Origin of the sequence: Flavobacterium sp. P21, from assembly GCF_050632225.1 — a bacterium.
Lineage (GTDB): Bacteria > Bacteroidota > Bacteroidia > Flavobacteriales > Flavobacteriaceae > Flavobacterium.
Window position 1 is genome coordinate 2,069,787 of the sequence record NZ_CP192585.1, and the last position, 16,435, is coordinate 2,086,221.

At 32.3% G+C, this 16,435-nt stretch carries 12 protein-coding genes and 3 pseudogenes; 11 read left to right on the forward strand and 4 right to left on the reverse strand.

Annotation, left to right across the window (positions count from 1 at the left end; all coding sequences use genetic code 11):
• Positions 1–43: 43 nt before the first annotated feature.
• Positions 44–949 carry a glycosyltransferase family 2 protein gene (locus ACQ9BO_RS10275; protein WP_431244621.1) on the reverse strand — a complete coding sequence of 302 codons (906 nt, stop codon included), beginning with the start codon at positions 947–949 and terminating at the stop codon, positions 44–46.
• Between the two features lie 203 nt (positions 950–1,152).
• On the opposite strand from ACQ9BO_RS10275, the gene ACQ9BO_RS10280 reads away from it, so the two are divergent.
• The 3 genes from ACQ9BO_RS10280 to ACQ9BO_RS10290 are packed head-to-tail and all read left to right on the forward strand — an operon-like array spanning position 1,153 to position 3,693.
• A complete protein-coding gene (locus tag ACQ9BO_RS10280; protein WP_431245099.1) occupies positions 1,153–2,214 on the forward strand; it encodes a glycosyltransferase in 1,062 nt (353 codons plus the stop codon).
• 4 nt (positions 2,215–2,218) lie between these two features.
• Complete coding sequence (locus ACQ9BO_RS10285; RefSeq protein ID WP_431244622.1) at positions 2,219–2,623, forward strand: sugar 3,4-ketoisomerase; 405 nt, start codon at positions 2,219–2,221, stop codon at positions 2,621–2,623.
• Positions 2,620–3,693: a glycosyltransferase family 4 protein gene (locus tag ACQ9BO_RS10290; protein ID WP_431244623.1), complete on the forward strand. Its 1,074-nt coding sequence runs from the start codon at positions 2,620–2,622 to the stop codon at positions 3,691–3,693. Before ACQ9BO_RS10285 ends, ACQ9BO_RS10290 begins: the two co-directional genes overlap by 4 nt.
• Positions 3,694–3,844: 151 nt before the next feature.
• Here ACQ9BO_RS10290 and ACQ9BO_RS10295 read toward each other — a convergent pair whose 3' ends face one another.
• Both ACQ9BO_RS10295 and ACQ9BO_RS10300 read right to left on the reverse strand, forming a co-directional pair.
• On the reverse strand, positions 3,845–4,726 hold the full coding sequence (locus tag ACQ9BO_RS10295; RefSeq protein WP_431244624.1) for a glycosyltransferase family 2 protein: 882 nt from the start codon (positions 4,724–4,726) through the stop codon (positions 3,845–3,847).
• Positions 4,726–5,409 (reverse strand): cell division ATP-binding protein FtsE, encoded by a 684-nt coding sequence (locus ACQ9BO_RS10300; RefSeq protein ID WP_431245100.1) that lies wholly within the window; start codon positions 5,407–5,409, stop codon positions 4,726–4,728. Before ACQ9BO_RS10300 ends, ACQ9BO_RS10295 begins: the two co-directional genes overlap by 1 nt.
• Before the next feature lie 308 nt (positions 5,410–5,717).
• Between ACQ9BO_RS10300 and ACQ9BO_RS10305 the strand changes: the two are divergent.
• The 7 genes and pseudogenes from ACQ9BO_RS10305 to ACQ9BO_RS10335 all read left to right on the forward strand — a co-directional run bounded on the left by ACQ9BO_RS10305 (position 5,718) and on the right by ACQ9BO_RS10335 (position 12,734).
• Positions 5,718–8,739 (forward strand): annotated as a pseudogene (locus ACQ9BO_RS10305) (tetratricopeptide repeat protein).
• An 84-nt stretch (positions 8,740–8,823) separates the two neighbouring features.
• Positions 8,824–8,946 (forward strand): hypothetical protein, encoded by a 123-nt coding sequence (locus ACQ9BO_RS10310; RefSeq protein ID WP_431244625.1) that lies wholly within the window; start codon positions 8,824–8,826, stop codon positions 8,944–8,946.
• Entirely contained in the window at positions 8,927–9,355 is a 429-nt protein-coding gene (locus ACQ9BO_RS10315) for a PhzF family phenazine biosynthesis isomerase (protein ID WP_431244626.1), read from the forward strand. Before ACQ9BO_RS10310 ends, ACQ9BO_RS10315 begins: the two co-directional genes overlap by 20 nt.
• 122 nt (positions 9,356–9,477) lie before the next feature.
• A complete protein-coding gene (locus tag ACQ9BO_RS10320; RefSeq protein WP_431244627.1) occupies positions 9,478–9,690 on the forward strand; it encodes a hypothetical protein in 213 nt (70 codons plus the stop codon).
• Positions 9,691–9,811: 121 nt separating this feature from the next.
• Positions 9,812–11,561 (forward strand): annotated as a pseudogene (locus tag ACQ9BO_RS10325) (TonB-dependent receptor).
• Between the two features lie 127 nt (positions 11,562–11,688).
• Entirely contained in the window at positions 11,689–12,219 is a 531-nt protein-coding gene (locus tag ACQ9BO_RS10330) for a GNAT family N-acetyltransferase (RefSeq protein WP_431244628.1), read from the forward strand.
• Positions 12,220–12,284: 65 nt separating this feature from the next.
• On the forward strand, positions 12,285–12,734 hold the full coding sequence (locus ACQ9BO_RS10335; protein ID WP_431244629.1) for a hypothetical protein: 450 nt from the start codon (positions 12,285–12,287) through the stop codon (positions 12,732–12,734).
• Between the two features lie 536 nt (positions 12,735–13,270).
• On the opposite strand, the gene ACQ9BO_RS10340 is transcribed toward ACQ9BO_RS10335, so the two are convergent.
• Positions 13,271–14,245, reverse strand: a complete 975-nt coding sequence (locus ACQ9BO_RS10340) for an integrase core domain-containing protein (protein ID WP_431241922.1) — start codon at positions 14,243–14,245, stop codon at positions 13,271–13,273.
• A 380-nt stretch (positions 14,246–14,625) separates the two neighbouring features.
• Between ACQ9BO_RS10340 and asnB the strand changes: the two are divergent.
• Positions 14,626–16,303: pseudogene (asnB, locus tag ACQ9BO_RS10345) on the forward strand (asparagine synthase B).
• Positions 16,304–16,435 lie beyond the last annotated feature (132 nt).

The window sequence follows — 16,435 nt, forward strand, 5'->3', positions numbered from 1 at the left end:
GAATTTTATTTTAAAAATAATTGGTGAATTCGTGGCTAATAATTTATTCAAAAGATAAAAATATTTTAATTCGTTGCTTTATTTCCAATACAATATATCGGAACAATAATTTAAAATTCGAAGTTTTAAACACCAAAATCATTTCAAAATGAATGCGTTTCAAAATCGCTTTATGTTCTTCTTTTGTTTGGTTTAACGAAATTGCTTTTTTGATTATCAAATACGTAGAATAATTTATTTTTCTGGATCGTGAATCGTTTTTAATAAAAAAATGAGTTCCTAAAGAGTTGTCAGAAATTCGTTTTTTGATCAAAATTTCATCAATAAAATCAAATTCGTATTTACGAGAAGCACGAATCCAAAGGTCTAAATCTTCATAAGCCAGATTTTCATCATAACCATTTAAATCATCAAAAACAGATTTTTTAACCATCGAAGAAACGGAGCAAATACTGTTTCCACCTGAAATTACGCTTAAATAAATATCTCTGGTTTTTCGTTTTTCAATTGTTTTTTTATTTGAATCAACTGGAAAATAATACGAATCATGATTGCCATTTTCAGTAATTAATTCGGCATTTCCGTAAACAATTCCGAGGTTTTTAAATGTGTTTTTCTGAAAGGCTTTTATTTGCAATGAAACACAATTTGGTAATAAAACATCATCGCAAGCCAAATCAATTATAAAATCACCTTTGGCTAGTTTCAATGCTTTATTAAAAGATTTTGTACTTCCTAAATTTATTTCATTTTCAATAAACTGAATTTGGGGATAATCGACAAGGAAATTTTTAATGACATCTCTGGAATTGTCCGTACTAAAATCATCAACAATAATGATTTCAATGGCAGAATAATCTTGGTTCAGCGCAGAAAATAAACTCTCCACAACAAATTTTTCATGATTGTAGCACAAGCAAATAATGGTCACCAATGAATTATTCTTCATGTTTTTTGTTTTACCATTAAGATATTAAGGAAATTAAGTTCAACATAAGCTTAATTTTCTCCGTTAAGAAAATTAAGCCAAAAACTTTATGCAACTTAATGCCTTAATGGTTCTAAATCGTATTTTATTTTAAAGAGTTATATTTGATACGAAAATAAGAAATCACGAATGATATCGACTCACAAAAAAAGAAAATTGCTTTAATTGGATACCGTCTTAGCGGAGGCGGGAGCGACAAAGTAATGGCAAATTTGTCCATCTTTTTTCATCATAAAGGTTTTGAAGTCGATATTATTATTGTTTTGGATGAAGTAAGTTTTCCGTATTTGGGGAAATTGGTGAATTTGGGTTTGCTGAAGAATAAATCAAATGGAATTTTTAATAAAATAAAGCGTTTAAAGGCTTTAAAAAAGTATTTGAACGAAAATCATTTTGATTTTATAATTGATTTCCGTTTCCGCACGAAAGTTATTCAGGAGCTTATTTTGGCCCGATTTATCTATAATGCCAAGACAATTTTTACCGTTCATAGTTTTTTGATTGATCATTATATGCCCAATAATTCATGGCTGACACGATTAATGTACAATCATTGTCTGGCAAATGTGGCGCTTACAGATGAAATGAAAACGCTGATTGAGACGAAACATAAATTGCAAAATGTAGTCACAATTCATAATCCAGTTTATTTAGAAGAAATTGTGAAAAAGCAAATTGAAAAAATAGACATTGCATTTGATTATATAATTGCAATTGGACAATATGAAAACGAAATAAAACAGTTTGACAAACTGATTTCAAGTTATGCAAAATCTGATTTGGTTGAGAAACAAATCCATTTGGTGATTGTTGGAAATGGTTACGAATCAAAACTTCAAAAAGCAATATCAGATCATCAAATTCAAGATTTTGTGCATCTTTTAGGATATCAAAATAATCCGTTTAAATATTTGTGCAGAGCTAAATTTTTAGTTTTATGCAGTAAAAATGAAGGTTTCCCGAATGTTATTTTAGAAGCTTTGGCCTGCGAAATTCCGGTTGTTTCTTTTGACTGTGATTTTGGGCCGAGAGATATGATTGTTAATTTTGAAAATGGCATTTTAGTCGAAAATCAGAATTGGCAAAAATTGACAGAAGCTCTAAATTTATTGATTTCTAGTAAAGATTTATATCAAAAATGCCGTCAAAATTCGCAGAATAGTATCGATCCATTTTTATTGGAAAAAATTGGACAGCAATGGCTAAATTTGTTGCAGGAACATTAAATATATGACAACAGTTCAAGATATTTCATTATTAAAAATTCCCGTTGTCGAAGACTTGAGCGGAAATTTGGCTTTTATTCAAAATGGCGTTTTGCCTTTTGAATTCAAACGCGTTTATTATCTTTTTGATGTTCCTAGCACTGCTTTTCGCGGCGGACATTCACACATTGAGCAACATGAAGTTTTGATTGCTTTAAGTGGCAGTTTTGAAGTGATTGTAAACGATGGAAAAGACAAAAAAAGCTATTTGCTGAACAAGCCAAATATTGGTTTGCATTTGCCAAAAGGAATTTGGCGCGAACTTGAAAATTTTTCTTCAGGTTCAGTTTGTCTTGTTTTGGCTTCAGATGTTTTTGAAGAAACCGATTATATTCGGGATTATGAAACTTTTCTGAAATCTAAAAAATGAAGCTTCTTTATATTGTTCCCAAAATAAAAAATTCCGGCGGAGTTGCGCGCGTCTTGTCGATTAAGGCGAATTATTTTGTAGAGCATTTTAATTATGAAGTTCATATTTTATCTCAAAATGAAGAAAATGACTTGCTTTTTTATGACTTCAATTCTGAGATTGTCTTTCATAATATGATTTTAAAAGGAAACGCTTTTCAGTTTTTAAAATCCTATCAAAAACAAATAAATCAAACCATTCAAGAAATCAAACCAGACGTAATTTTAGTTGCCGACAATGGTTTGAAAGCCTTTGTTTTTCCGTTTATTGTCAAAACAAAAAGACCAATTGTTTTTGAAGTTCACGGTTCAAAATTTGTCGAAGAAAACGTTTTGAAAACAGATTTCGTTTCTAAATCAATTCAGAAAATAAAATATCGATTTAAAGATTTTGGGGCGCAAAAATTTGCAAATATAGTAGCACTTTCTGAAGAAAGTTTGAGAGAATGGAACATAAAAAACGGAATCGTAATTCCGAATCCTTCTTGGATTAAAGATGAAAAAACTTCGGATTTAAAAAGTAAAAAAGTAATTGCCATTGCCCGAAATTCCTATGAAAAAGGGTTAGATCGATTATTGTTGATTTGGAAAAAAATGAGCGAAAAACATCCGGATTGGATTCTGGATATTTATACAGATGAAATTGATTCTTTAGAAAAAACACCAAACATAAATTATTTTTCTTTCGCCAAAAATATAGAAGAGAAATATTTAGAATCTTCGATTTACGTAATGACTTCGAGATCAGAAGGATTTCCTATGGTTTTATTGGAAGCAATGTCGTTTGGGATTCCGTGTATTGCTTATGATTGTCCAATTGGTCCAAGAACGATTATTATAAATAAAGAAAATGGTTTTTTGATTCCAGATAATAATTTTGAAATGTATGTTGAAAAACTTGCTTTTTTGATTGAAAATGAAGAAGCAAGATTTGAATTTGGAAAGAATGCAAAAGCAACATCTGAAAATTATTCAGTTGAAAAAATAATGGAGCAGTGGAGGCAGTTTCTAGAAAACATAAAAATTATTTAATTCCTAGTGAGATTCATTGCTTTTTAGTCCCAGTGGGACGCAATATTTATAGAAAAGCATTCTAGGTTTTTAAGAAAACCCCATCGGGGTGATATTTTTGAACACAAAGATTTCGCTCCGCTGGAGCTTTGTAGCAATTCTAAATTATTTGCTATAAATATTTCGCCCCGCTGGAACTCTGGACTTTCAGATAACAAAAATATCCTAATTTATAAAGGTCAAAAAGAAATAAAGATGGTTTTTCAGAAAGTAAATTTTGTTCGATTTTATTTTTATTCTTGTCGAAAATAAATTTTACAAAACCAGTTAATTTTAAGTTTTTAAGAAAATCAAAAGCTTTAATGATTTTACTGTCTGCTTTCGAAATTTTATTCGAATTATAAAGAAAAACTAAGTTCTCTAAAGCCGTTTTGGTTTTTGATAAAAACAATTTGGATGTTTCTAAATTCAGATGAAAAGTTGGGTTTTCAATTTGAAAAACTTCAAAATGATTTCTTTTTAAAACCGAAAAGAAAAGCAAATCTTCATAGCCGTATTTTGTAATTTCTTCATCAAAAGGAAATTGAAGAAAAATGTCTTTTTTGATTAATAAATTAGAACTCAAAACGGCCGAAATCTCTCTTTCTTGTCCATAAATCCAACGCAATAGCTGTTCTTTTTCTGGCTTTTTTTCGTCATATATAATGCCACCAAAAAGAATATTTTTTGATTCTGAAATTGCTGAAATATAGTTTTTAATGAAATTATTTTTGGCTGGAAAAGTATCGCAGTCTAAAATCAAAAGCCAATTGTATTTTGCTTTTTGCGCTAACGAATTGATGTTTTTTCCTCTTCCTAAATTAGTTTCATTTGTAAAAAATGAACAATTCAGAAAAGAATTAATTTCTTGGTTTTGAATGTGTAATTCTGATTGTGATGCATCGTCCTGACAAAGAATTTCAAAAGTAATTCCGCACGAGTTGCATCGCTTTACGAGTTCGTTAACGAGCGGTAAAACATTATAATTAAAAACCGGAATTAAAATGGAAAGCATTACACGCTTCTTTGCACTACTTCGAAGATTCTTTCATCTTCGCATTTCAATGTTTTTGATGGGAATTTCATCAATAAAGCATAATCGTGCGTTGCCATGATAACTGTTTTGCCAAGAGCGTTGATGTTTTTTAATACTTCTAAAACCTCTGAACTTGTTTGAGGATCAAGGTTTCCTGTAGGTTCATCAGCAAGGATAAATTCTGGATCGTTAAGCAAAGCTCTTGCAATCGCAACACGCTGTTGTTCACCTCCAGAAAGCTGGTGAGGCATTTTATTTAGGAAATCTTTCATTCCAACTTTATTCAAAACCTCGTCGATTTTGTGCTCCATTGCTTCCTTTTCTGTCCATCCGGTTGCTTTTAAAACAAAAATCATATTGTCTTTTACAGAACGGTCTGGAAGCAATTTGAAATCCTGAAACACAATCCCGATTTTACGTCTCAAATACGGAATATCATTTTCTTTTAAAGTTGCTAAATCAAATTCTACAATGTGGCCTTCACCTTCAATTAAAGGCAAATCTGCATATAAAGTTTTTAAGAAACTACTTTTTCCAGAACCTGTTTTTCCAATGATGTAGATAAATTCACCATGTTGAACATCTAAATTAATATGAGATATAATTTTTCTTCCTTCTTGATATATAGTGACTTCTTTAAGAGATAGTACGGTTTGTGACATAATAAAATTGATTTGATTGGTAAAAGTAATAAGATAACGATTGGATTCAAAATAAATTTCAATCATTTCTTAAGAAAAATTCTAAAAAATGAAATGAAAATTTGCACCATATAAGTAATGGAAGTTCATTTTGGTTCGTCTACGAAAACCACCTAGCTTATAATAACTTATATAACTTATATGGTTAAAAATCGTTTTTTATTGTGTTCTAAAATATGCTCTGTTAAAGATTTGTTTATAATAAAAGCCGGAAACGTTTCGTTATAAACGGTATAAAATGATAAATTTGAATACTAAATAAAACTAAAATGCGTAGACTTTCCTGGTTCTTTTTACTCCAAATTATTCTTATTTCGACCACGGTTTCGGCACAAAAATCAGCTATATATACTTACGAATTAAAGGATTTTGATAAAGCAGTGGCTTTATACAATGACAAACAATATGCATCGGCACAACATATTTTTGAATATGTAAAAAATAATACGGCGCCAACTGAAGAAGTAAAATCAGATTGCGCTTATTATATCGCAAATTGTGCTATCAGAACCAATCAGCCAAATGCGGATGCATTGATGGAAAAGTTTGTGGATGATTATCCAACAAGCACTAAACAAAATCAGGCATATATTGAAGTGGCTCAATATTTCTTCGAACAAGCAAATTATCCAAAAGCTTTGCAATGGTTTGACAAAGTGGATGAAAGTTATATGAGCAAAGCTGATTCAGATAAATTTAATTTCCAAAAAGGATACAGCTTTTTTAATGCTAAAAAGAAAAAGAAGCGACAACGTATTTTAATAAAGTCGTAAATTCTCCTGAATATGGTTCTCAAGCCAAATATTATTTAGGATTCATGGCTTATGAAGGCGACGATTACAAAGAAGCAACCAAATATTTTGATGAAGTTTCAGGCGAAGAAAAATACAAAGAAAAGCTTTCGTATTATCAAGCTGATATGAATTTCAAGCTAGGAAATTTCCAAAAAGCAATTGATTTAGGCCAAAAAGCGATGGCAAAATCTAATGAAATGGAAAAATCGGAACTGAATAAAATAATCGGAGAAAGTTATTTCAATTTAAAGCAATATGGCAAAGCGATTCCGTATCTAGAACTTTACGCAGGTAAAAAAGGAAAATGGAATAATACCGATTTTTATCAATTGGGTTATGCTTATTACGAGCAAAAAGATTACGAAAAAGCGATTTCTCAGTTCAACAAAATTATTGAAGGAAAAGATTTCGTGGCTCAAAATGCTTATTACCATTTAGGTTTAAGTTATTTGAATACTGGCAAAAAACAAGAAGCTTTGAACGCGTTTAAAAATGCTTCTGAAATGGAATTTAATGCTCAAATCCAAGAAGATGCGCTGTTGAATTATGCTAAATTGAGTTATGATATTGGAAATGCGTATCAAACTGTTCCTGGAATTTTGCTTGATTTCTTAAAAAAATATCCAAATAATTCTAGCAGAGCTGAAGTTGAAAAACTTTTGGTTGACTCGTATATTTCGACAAAAAACTACAAAGAAGCTTTGGCTTTATTGGAAAAAAACAGAACAGCCGAAAATAAAGCCGCATATCAGAAAGTTCTGTTTTATAGAGGTTTGGAGCTGTATAATGAATCGAATTATACAGAAGCAGGAAAGATGTTTAAAAGTGCTATGAGCGAACAAAAAACGCCAGAATTTACGGCACGTGCTACTTTCTGGAAAGCTGAAACAGAATATCTTTCAGATGATTTTAAAAATGCTTTATTGACTTATAAACAGTTTGCCGGCCTTGTCTGCAGACAAAATCTACTGATGAATATAAAAACATCAATTACAATATTGGATATACCTATTTCAAATTGAAAGAATACGATTCGGCGGCAAGTTCATTTCAAGCTCAGATTGATAATTCGCCTTCTGATAAATCGCGTTTAACTGATTCGTATTTGCGTTTGGGAGATTCTCGTTTTGTGAATTCAAAATATTCTCAAGCAATGGAAGCATACGGAAAAGCAATTGATGCAAAAGGAGTTGATGCTGATTATGCGCAGTTTCAAAAAGCACTTTCTTATGGTTTTATGTCAAAAAATGATCAAAAAATCAATGAGTTGAACAACTTTTTGAAAATGTATAAAAAATCAGAATATCGTGATGATGTTTTGTTTGAATTAGGAAATACTTATGTTGCCGATAAGAAAAATGATTTGGCAATTAAAACCTATGATCAGCTGATTTCAGAATATCCAAATGGTTTGTTTACTTCAAAATCAATCTTAAAGCAAGGTTTGATTTATTACAATTCAGATCGTGATGAATTGGCTTTGGCCAAATTCAAAAAAGTTGCGGCTGATTTTCCTAAAACGCCAGAAGCCTTAGAGGCAGTTTCAACAGCAAGATTGATTTATGTTGATTCTGGGAAAGTAGATGAATATGCGACTTGGGTGCGAACTTTGGATTTCGTTTCGGTTACAGATGCAGAATTGGATAATGATACTTATGATGCTCGCTTACAAACAATACAGCCAAAGCAACAGCAAAGGCGCGATTACAGGTTTTGCAGGTTATGTAAGCAAATTTCCTTCGGGATTGCATGCTTTAGAAGCAAATTTCTACTTGGCTCAATTGTATTATGCTGATGGTCTAGAGACAAAATCGATTTCAAATTATCAATATGTAATCGGACAGCCACGAAATGAATTTAGCGAACAATCATTAAACAAATTGGCGCAGATTTATTTAAAAACAAAAGATTGCGATAAGGCGATTCCGGTTTTAGTGCGTTTGGAAAATGAAGCAGATAATTCTCAAAATAAAAACTTCGCGCAAGCTAATCTGATGAAATGTTATTATGACAAAAAAGATTATGACAATTCGGTTATTGCTTGCTGATAAAGTGTTAGAAAATCCAAAAGCAGATGCTGGCGTAAAAGCCGATGCGCAAATTATTGTAGCTCGCGCGCATGATGCAAACAGGAAATGAAGACAAGGCAAAAGCGGCTTATGCAAAACTTTCGACAACTTCAAAAGGAGAATTAGCGGCAGAAGCTTTGTATTATGATGCTTATTTTAAAACTAAAGAAGGAAAATTTGATGCTTCGAATGTTGCAGTTCAAAAACTGGCAAAAAATTATTCGGCATACAAATATTATGGAGCAAAAGGATTGGTTTTAATGGCGAAAAATTTCTACGGATTAAAGGATAGTTATCAGGCTACTTATATTCTTGACAACGTGATCAACAACTTTACGGATTTTCCGGATGTGGTTGAAGAAGCAAAAAGAGAATTGACAGCGATAAAATTAGAAGAATCAAAAACGAATTCGTCTATCAGTAAGTAAAGATAATGTAGAAAAAAGAAGCAAGAAGCAAGATTTATGAAAGTCTTGTCTCTTTCTTCTTGATTCTTAAGAAAAAAGAAAGAAATGAGTTTACCTTTTTATATAGTTGATGTTTTTGCCGATAAAAAATATGCCGGAAATCAATTGGCAGTTTTTTTGGATGCAGGAAATTTGAGTGCAGACAGAAATGCAAAATATAGCTCGTGAAATTAATTTTGCCGAAAGCACTTTTGTGACCAAATTAGATAAAGAAAATAATAAAGCCGAAATCAGAATATTTACTCCGGCGCATGAAATGCAATTTGCAGGACATCCGATAATTGGCACTTCATGGGTTTTGATGAATAAGATTTTTAATAATTCACCTGAAGAAATCAAATTGGAAGTTCCGATTGGACCAATCGCGATTCATAAATCAGACGATTTGATTTGGTTAAAAGCAGCGCGACCAAAATTTTGGGATATTTTTTCGAAAGAAGACTTCTCGACTTTTAGCAATCTGACATTAAGTGATTTTGAAAATCAGTTTCCAATTCAGGAAGTGACAACAGGAAGTGCTTTTGTAATGGTTGGATTAAGCGAGCAAAAGAGCATTGGAAAATTTGGTTTTGGATAAAGACAAAACAGACAAATGGCTCAAAAATAATTGCAAAACAGATCACCGAGGTTTGTATTTCTACTATTTAGAAGGAGAAAAACTGTTCAGTCGAATGCTTTGTATAGAACATAATCAGTTGGTTGAAGATGCTTGCTACGGGAAGCGCAAGTACTTGTCTGCAAGCTTTTTTACTGAAATATCATAAGCCGGAAATCGAATTGACAAATTATCAAGGAGATTACATTAATCGTCCATCTGAAATTTATTTTAAAGGAAAATTATCTGGAGAACAATTTGATATCAAAATAGGAGGAAAAGCCCAGTTTGTTGCCAAAGGAGAGTGGGAAGCATAATAATTAGAGAATTGAGATAATTAGAAAATTAGATAAAGTAAGATGTTAAATAGGAAAAGTAAAAAGTAAGTTGTAAAGCATCTGACATTTTACAACTCGCATTTTACAAAATAAAAGAAATATGAAATTAAACTGCCATAATAAAATCATCGTTTTACTGCTGTTGTTTGCTTGCCAGCTTTCGTTTTCTCAGAAAAAAATGAAAACATCGGAACTGAAACAGTTAATGTAGTAAAACCTTATTCGCCAACAGTATCAGATGCTTTTAAAGTGAAAGAAACGCCTTCGCTTGACGACAGCGGCAATCAGCCAAAAGAAACTATTAAATATAGTATTTTGTCGGTTCCGGTTGCTTCGACTTTTACGCCTTCAAAAGGAAATGCGCAAGCAGTAGATAAATCTAAAAAGAACGTTTGTTCAATAATTATGCAACTTTGGGTGTTGGAAATTATGGAACTCTAAATGCAGAATTGTTTGTAACGCAAGATTTAGGAAATAATGATTATGTGGCTGGAATGTTGCGCCATCATTCATCGCAAGGCGGAATTAAGGATGTAAACTTAAATGATGAGTTTTATGATACAGCTTTAAATGTAGGTTATGGTGTAATCAATCGCGATATGTCTTGGGGAGTTGATTTAGGATATCAAAATCAGCTTTACAACTGGTATGGTCTTCCAGCGGATTTTGGAATGACTTTGCCACCTCAAACACAGGAAGATTTGATTAGAGGAATTAATCCGAATCATTCGTATAATACGATTTCACTTGGTGGAAATGCTGAATTTACAGAGGGAATTTTCAGTAAAATAGCAACTCGATTTACGCATTTTTCAGATAGTTTTTCTTCTTCAGAAAATCGTTTTTACTTGAAGCCAACTTTCAAAGTTGATGTAATGGATCAAGCCATAACTACAAATGTTATTGTAGATCACGTGAGCGGTTCGTTTGAGCATAATTATGCGAGAGATAATACTGAGCCATTAAAATATAGTTTGACCAATTTTGGAATTGAACCAAGTTTTGTGATTCATGAAAACGAATGGACATTAGAATTGGGAGCTGGATTGTTTTATGGTTTAGATTCTGAAAATAGTGGAAACAAATTTTTTGTTTATCCAAAAATCAATGCATCATATAAACTAGTTGGCGATTTAATGATTTTCTATACGGGGGCAAACGGAAGCTTAAATCAAAATTCCTATGCTGATTTTGTGAGCGAAAATCCATTTTTGTCTCCAACTTTAAATATGAGGCCAACAAGCAATCAATATACTGTTTTTGCTGGATTAAAAGGGAAATTAGCAAACAATGTGAGCTATAATTTGACAGGTTCTTATTTGAATGAAAAAGATAAAGCGTTGTTCAAAAGTCATGATTATACAGAAGATTTTTCGAACCAAAACTATGCTTTCGGAAACTCTTTTGACGTCGTGTATGATGATGTGAGAACTTTCCGTTTCTACGGAGAATTAAAAGCCGATTTTTCGCAAAATGTTTCTTTTGGAATTAATGGAACATTCAATAGCTACAAAACAGACGGATTAGAAGCATGGAATTTACCTTCAATGAAATTAAGTTCAAATCTTGACGTTACTATTACTAAACAATGGTATGCAGGTCTTAATGTGTTTTATGTTGGAGAACGAAAAGACATGCAGACTAATCTAGATTTGGGTGTTGCTCCATCTGTGGTGACTTTGAAAAGCTATTTTGATGCCAATGCACATTTAGGATACAAATACAATGAACGTCTGACTTTCTTTTTAAAACTAAATAATATTGGAAATCAGGCCTACGAAAGATGGCTGAATTACCCGGTTCAGGGAGTCCAAGTTTTAGTTGGAGGAAATTACAAATTTGACTTTTAGGAAGATTTTGCCGTAAAGGCACTCAGCCCCAGACTCACTTTAACTCTGGGACTTTTTAGCCATGATTTCATGAGTTTTTTGGAGTAAACTCGTGTTTTCATGGCTAATTTTTTATAATTTTATTTTTATGGATATTAAAATAAGACAAGAAAGAAAAGACGATTTTGAAAGTGTTTTTCAATTGATAGAAAAAGCCTTTGAAAAAGAGGAATACAGCGATCACAAAGAGCAATTTTTGGTAGAAAGATTGAGGAAATCCGAAGCTTTTATCCCAGAATTGTCAATTGTGGCCGAAACTGAAAACAAAATTATTGGGCATATTTTATTTACTAAACTGCAAATAAAAAATGAATCACAAACTTTTCATTCATTAGCATTGGCTCCAGTTTCTGTTTTGCCAGAATTTCATGGAAAAGGAATTGGTTCGAAACTTATATTCCACGGACATGAAATTGCAAAAAAGTTAGGTTATAAATCTGTTATTTTGCTTGGTCATCAGGATTATTATCCGAGATTTGGGTATGAACTCTGCAAAAAATATAATATAAAAATGCCTTTCGAGGTTCCTGCAGAAAATTGTATGGTTATTAGTTTGACAGAAGATGGTTTAAGCAATGTAAGCGGAGAAGTAGTTTACCCAAGTGCTTTTTTCGAATAAAAATTTAGACAAAGAACAAAAACCTTTGCACCTTTGCACCTTAGAACCTCAGTACCTTTTAAAAGATGATTTTCAAAGAAAAAATATATACACATTACACCCAAATGGTTCAGGATCGAATTGATGTTTTTAAAGACATGATTTCGGGATTGACCGAAGATTCAAAAAATGATGCTAAAGGATCTGCTGGTGATAAGCATGAAACGGCTTTATCGATGATGCACATCGAACAGGAAAAATTGACCAATAAATTAAAAGAAGCAATTGATCAAAAAGGAATTTTAGATAAAATAGATCCATCAAAAATTACCGAAAATATAGTTTTAGGAAGCTTGGTAAAAGCAAACGGAATCTATTTGTACGTAAGTGTAGCGCTTCCAAAAATTGCAATTGACGGAATTAATGTCATTGCGCTTTCTCCGCAATCTCCATTAGGAAATCGCTTAATGGGAAATAAAGTTGGGTTTCAGTTTGAGATTAATAAGACGCATTATACTATTGAGAGTGTTGAGTAATTTATTTCTCAAGTATAGTCCCTACGGGACAATTTTACTTTGTGCGTGTTTTTTTCTGCCAATATTTAATCTCTACGAGATATGATTTTTAAGATTTAAATAAAAACCTGCTTTTGTCTTCGAGTGCACTCCGTTAGGAGTTTAATGTCGGTAGAAACATAAGCAACCCAATGCAATTGTCCCGTAGGGACTCAAGGTATAGTCCCTACGGGACAATTTTTATGCGAATATGTTTTTCTACCAATATTTAACTCCTAACGGAGTACCAATTGAAGAAATTAAATACTACCCAAAAAATCATTAATTATAAAAAGTCACATATATAGTTAAAAAAACATATCTCGTAGAGATCAAATATTGGTAGAAATATAAGCAACCCAATACAATTGTCCTGTAGGGACTAAATCCACTACGTCTTTGTTATTTTAAAGACAGAAAACCGTACTGGTAATTCTGCATACAAATTCGCCAATCTTTGTCGAATCTCAAGTTTGATTTCTCTCCTGAGACTTCGGGATCGAAATTGTAAAAGTCACTTATTTCGGTAACGGATTTATCATTTCAATTGGCTTTTTTCCATCGATTCCCTGATGTGGTCTTTCGTGATTATAATAATATAAATATTGTAATAATTCTTCTTTTAGCTCTTCTTGAGAATCAAAATCCGTGTCTCTTAATAAATCGTCTTCCAGAGTTCTCCAAAACCGCTCTACTTTACCATTTGTCTGTGGACGGTAAGGTTTTGTATATCGGTGCACGATTCCTAATTCCATCAGCATTCTTTCAAATGGATGGTTATTTTTGACTTTGCTTGTTTTAGGTCCAAATTCAGCTCCATTATCAGATAATATCTCTTCAAATTTTATTTCATAATGACTGCTTAGGATGTTTAAGCATTTTAATGACGCAAACATCACTGTTAAACTGGTAATGTCTGGAACTAATTCTGCCCAGGCAATCCGGCTGTAATCATCAATTACACAGACTAAATAGAGTTTTTTATTTTCTCCACGAATTATGCTTTTACTTAAATAATGACAATCAATATGACCCAGCTGTCCCATTCTTTCCTTGATTATTTTCTGATGATTCTTTTTAATCTTCGGAGTTAATCTATTTATTTTATGCCTTTTTAAAATATTATAAACTCCAGAATATGATGGTGCATGTTTTCCTAATTTGGGATTTAAGATACTAACAATTTCATATTTGTTGTTTCCTTTTTCTCTTAATTCGATTACTTTTTGTTCTATAAAAGGCAAAGGACGTCGGGTTTTATATTTTGGACCTCGCTTTTGAGGCAATAGATCCTGAGATTTCCCACTCTGTTTATAGCGATTATAATACTTTAAGAAACTTTTTCTGCACGTGTCATTTGCTGTGTAAAAATCCATCGCCTTTTTATAAAGTGGATGAGTTTTGTTTTTCACCTGCTCATATTCTTTTATCAAGAAACGATATTTCTCTAAATAGTTCCTCTCTAATGTACAATCTTGACTATTATTTCTCATCGTAACAAAATTTATTAAATTTAAATTTTGTTACCGAAATATCTAACCTTTACAGAAATGACAAGATTGAACATAGAATAATATCTGAACACCTTTTTGGGTTTTGCTTGCGAATCTTTCATGGATATTTGAATAACTCAAAATTTAATTCAAAAAATTAGATTAAACTTTCAATTTTAAAGCAGTTTTTGGCTCAAAATTGAAAATTTCAAGTTTAAGGCTTTTTTTAATGTTAAAATTTTACATTTTGTATGTAAAAACAAAAATATGGTTATAAAATGTAATTGAAATAATGAATTGTGTTTTTCAATTGTAACTAATATTTCATCTTTGCCCTATCAAAATAAAATTTCAGAATAAAAATATTAAAATATAGAATTATGTGCGGAATCGTATGTGCCTTTGATCTAAAACAAAAAGCCGAAATTTTAAGACCTCAAGTATTAGAAATGTCTAAAATCATTCGTCATCGTGGACCAGACTGGAGCGGTATTTACAGTAATGATAAAGCAATTCTTTCGCATGAGCGTTTGGCAATTGTAGATCCAGCTTCAGGAAAACAACCTTTATTTACAGAAGATAAAAAGTTGGTTTTGGTCGCAAATGGCGAAATTTACAATCACAGAGATCTTCGCAAGCAATTTGAAGGAAAATATAACTTTCAAACAGAAAGTGACTGCGAAGTTATCTTAGCATTATACAGAGAAAAAGGAGTAAGTTTTGTTGATGAATTAAACGGAATCTTCGGATTTGCGATTTATGACGTTGATAAAGATGAATATTTTGTTGCTCGTGACCACATGGGAATTATTCCATTGTACATTGGTTGGGATCAACATGGAACTTTCTACGTAGCTTCTGAGTTAAAAGCTTTAGAAGGATATTGTACAAAAATCGAATTATTTCCTCCAGGACACTATTTGTCAAGCAAAGATGGAGAATTTGTACAATGGTACAAAAGAGATTGGACAGAGTATGATGCAGTAAAAGATAACGAAACAAGCATTCCTGAAATCAGAAAAGCGCTTGAAGCGACAGTTCACAGACAATTAATGAGTGATGTTCCTTACGGAGTTTTACTTTCTGGAGGTTTAGATTCTTCTATCACTTCAGCTGTAGCTAAAAAATTCGCTCAAAAACGTATTGAATCAGATGATACTACAGATGCTTGGTATCCACAATTGCACTCTTTTTCAGTTGGTTTAGAAGGTTCACCTGATTTAGCGTGCAGCAAGAAAAGTAGCAGATCATATTGGAACAATTCACCACGAAATCAAATTTACAATCCAAGAAGGTTTAGATGCTGTTCGTGATGTAATTTATAACCTTGAAACTTATGATGTAACTACTGTAAGAGCTTCAACTCCAATGTGGTTAATGGCGAGAGTGATCAAGTCTATGGGAATCAAAATGGTTCTTTCAGGAGAAGGAGCAGATGAGTTATTTGGAGGATATTTATATTTCCACAAAGCGCCAAACGCAAAAGAATTCCACGAAGAAAACGTTCGTAAATTAGGGAAACTTCATATGTACGACTGCTTGCGTGCAAACAAAAGTTTAGTCGCTTGGGGAATTGAAGGTCGTGTGCCATTCTTAGATAAAGAGTTTATGGATGTTGCAATGCGCATCAACCCACAAGATAAAATGATCAACAAAGAACACCCGATGGAAAAATGGGTTGTTCGTAAAGCTTTTGAAGATATGCTTCCAGAAAGTGTTGCATGGAGACAAAAAGAGCAGTTTTCTGATGGAGTAGGATACAGCTGGATCGATACTTTGAAAGAAGTGGTTGCAAGAGAAGTTTCGGATGAGCAATTGGCAAATGCTAGATTCAAATTCCCATTGCAGACACCAACTTCAAAAGAAGAGTATTACTATCGTTCAATCTTTACAGAACATTTCCCAAGTGATGCGGCGGCATTATGTGTTCCTCAGGAAGCAAGTGTAGCATGTAGTACAAAAATCGCTTTGGAGTGGGATGAAGCTTTCAAAAACTTAAACGATCCATCAGGAAGAGCGGTTGCAAACGTTCACGATGACGCTTATGTGAAAGCATAAACAAGTTAATTTATTAGATTTAGTATATATTTTTTCGAAAAACGTTCTCAATTCAGAGGACGTTTTTCTTGTCTTAAATTTAAGTTGTAATATTTCAGATAGTTACGCTTTGTTTTTTGACAATTATTTGGC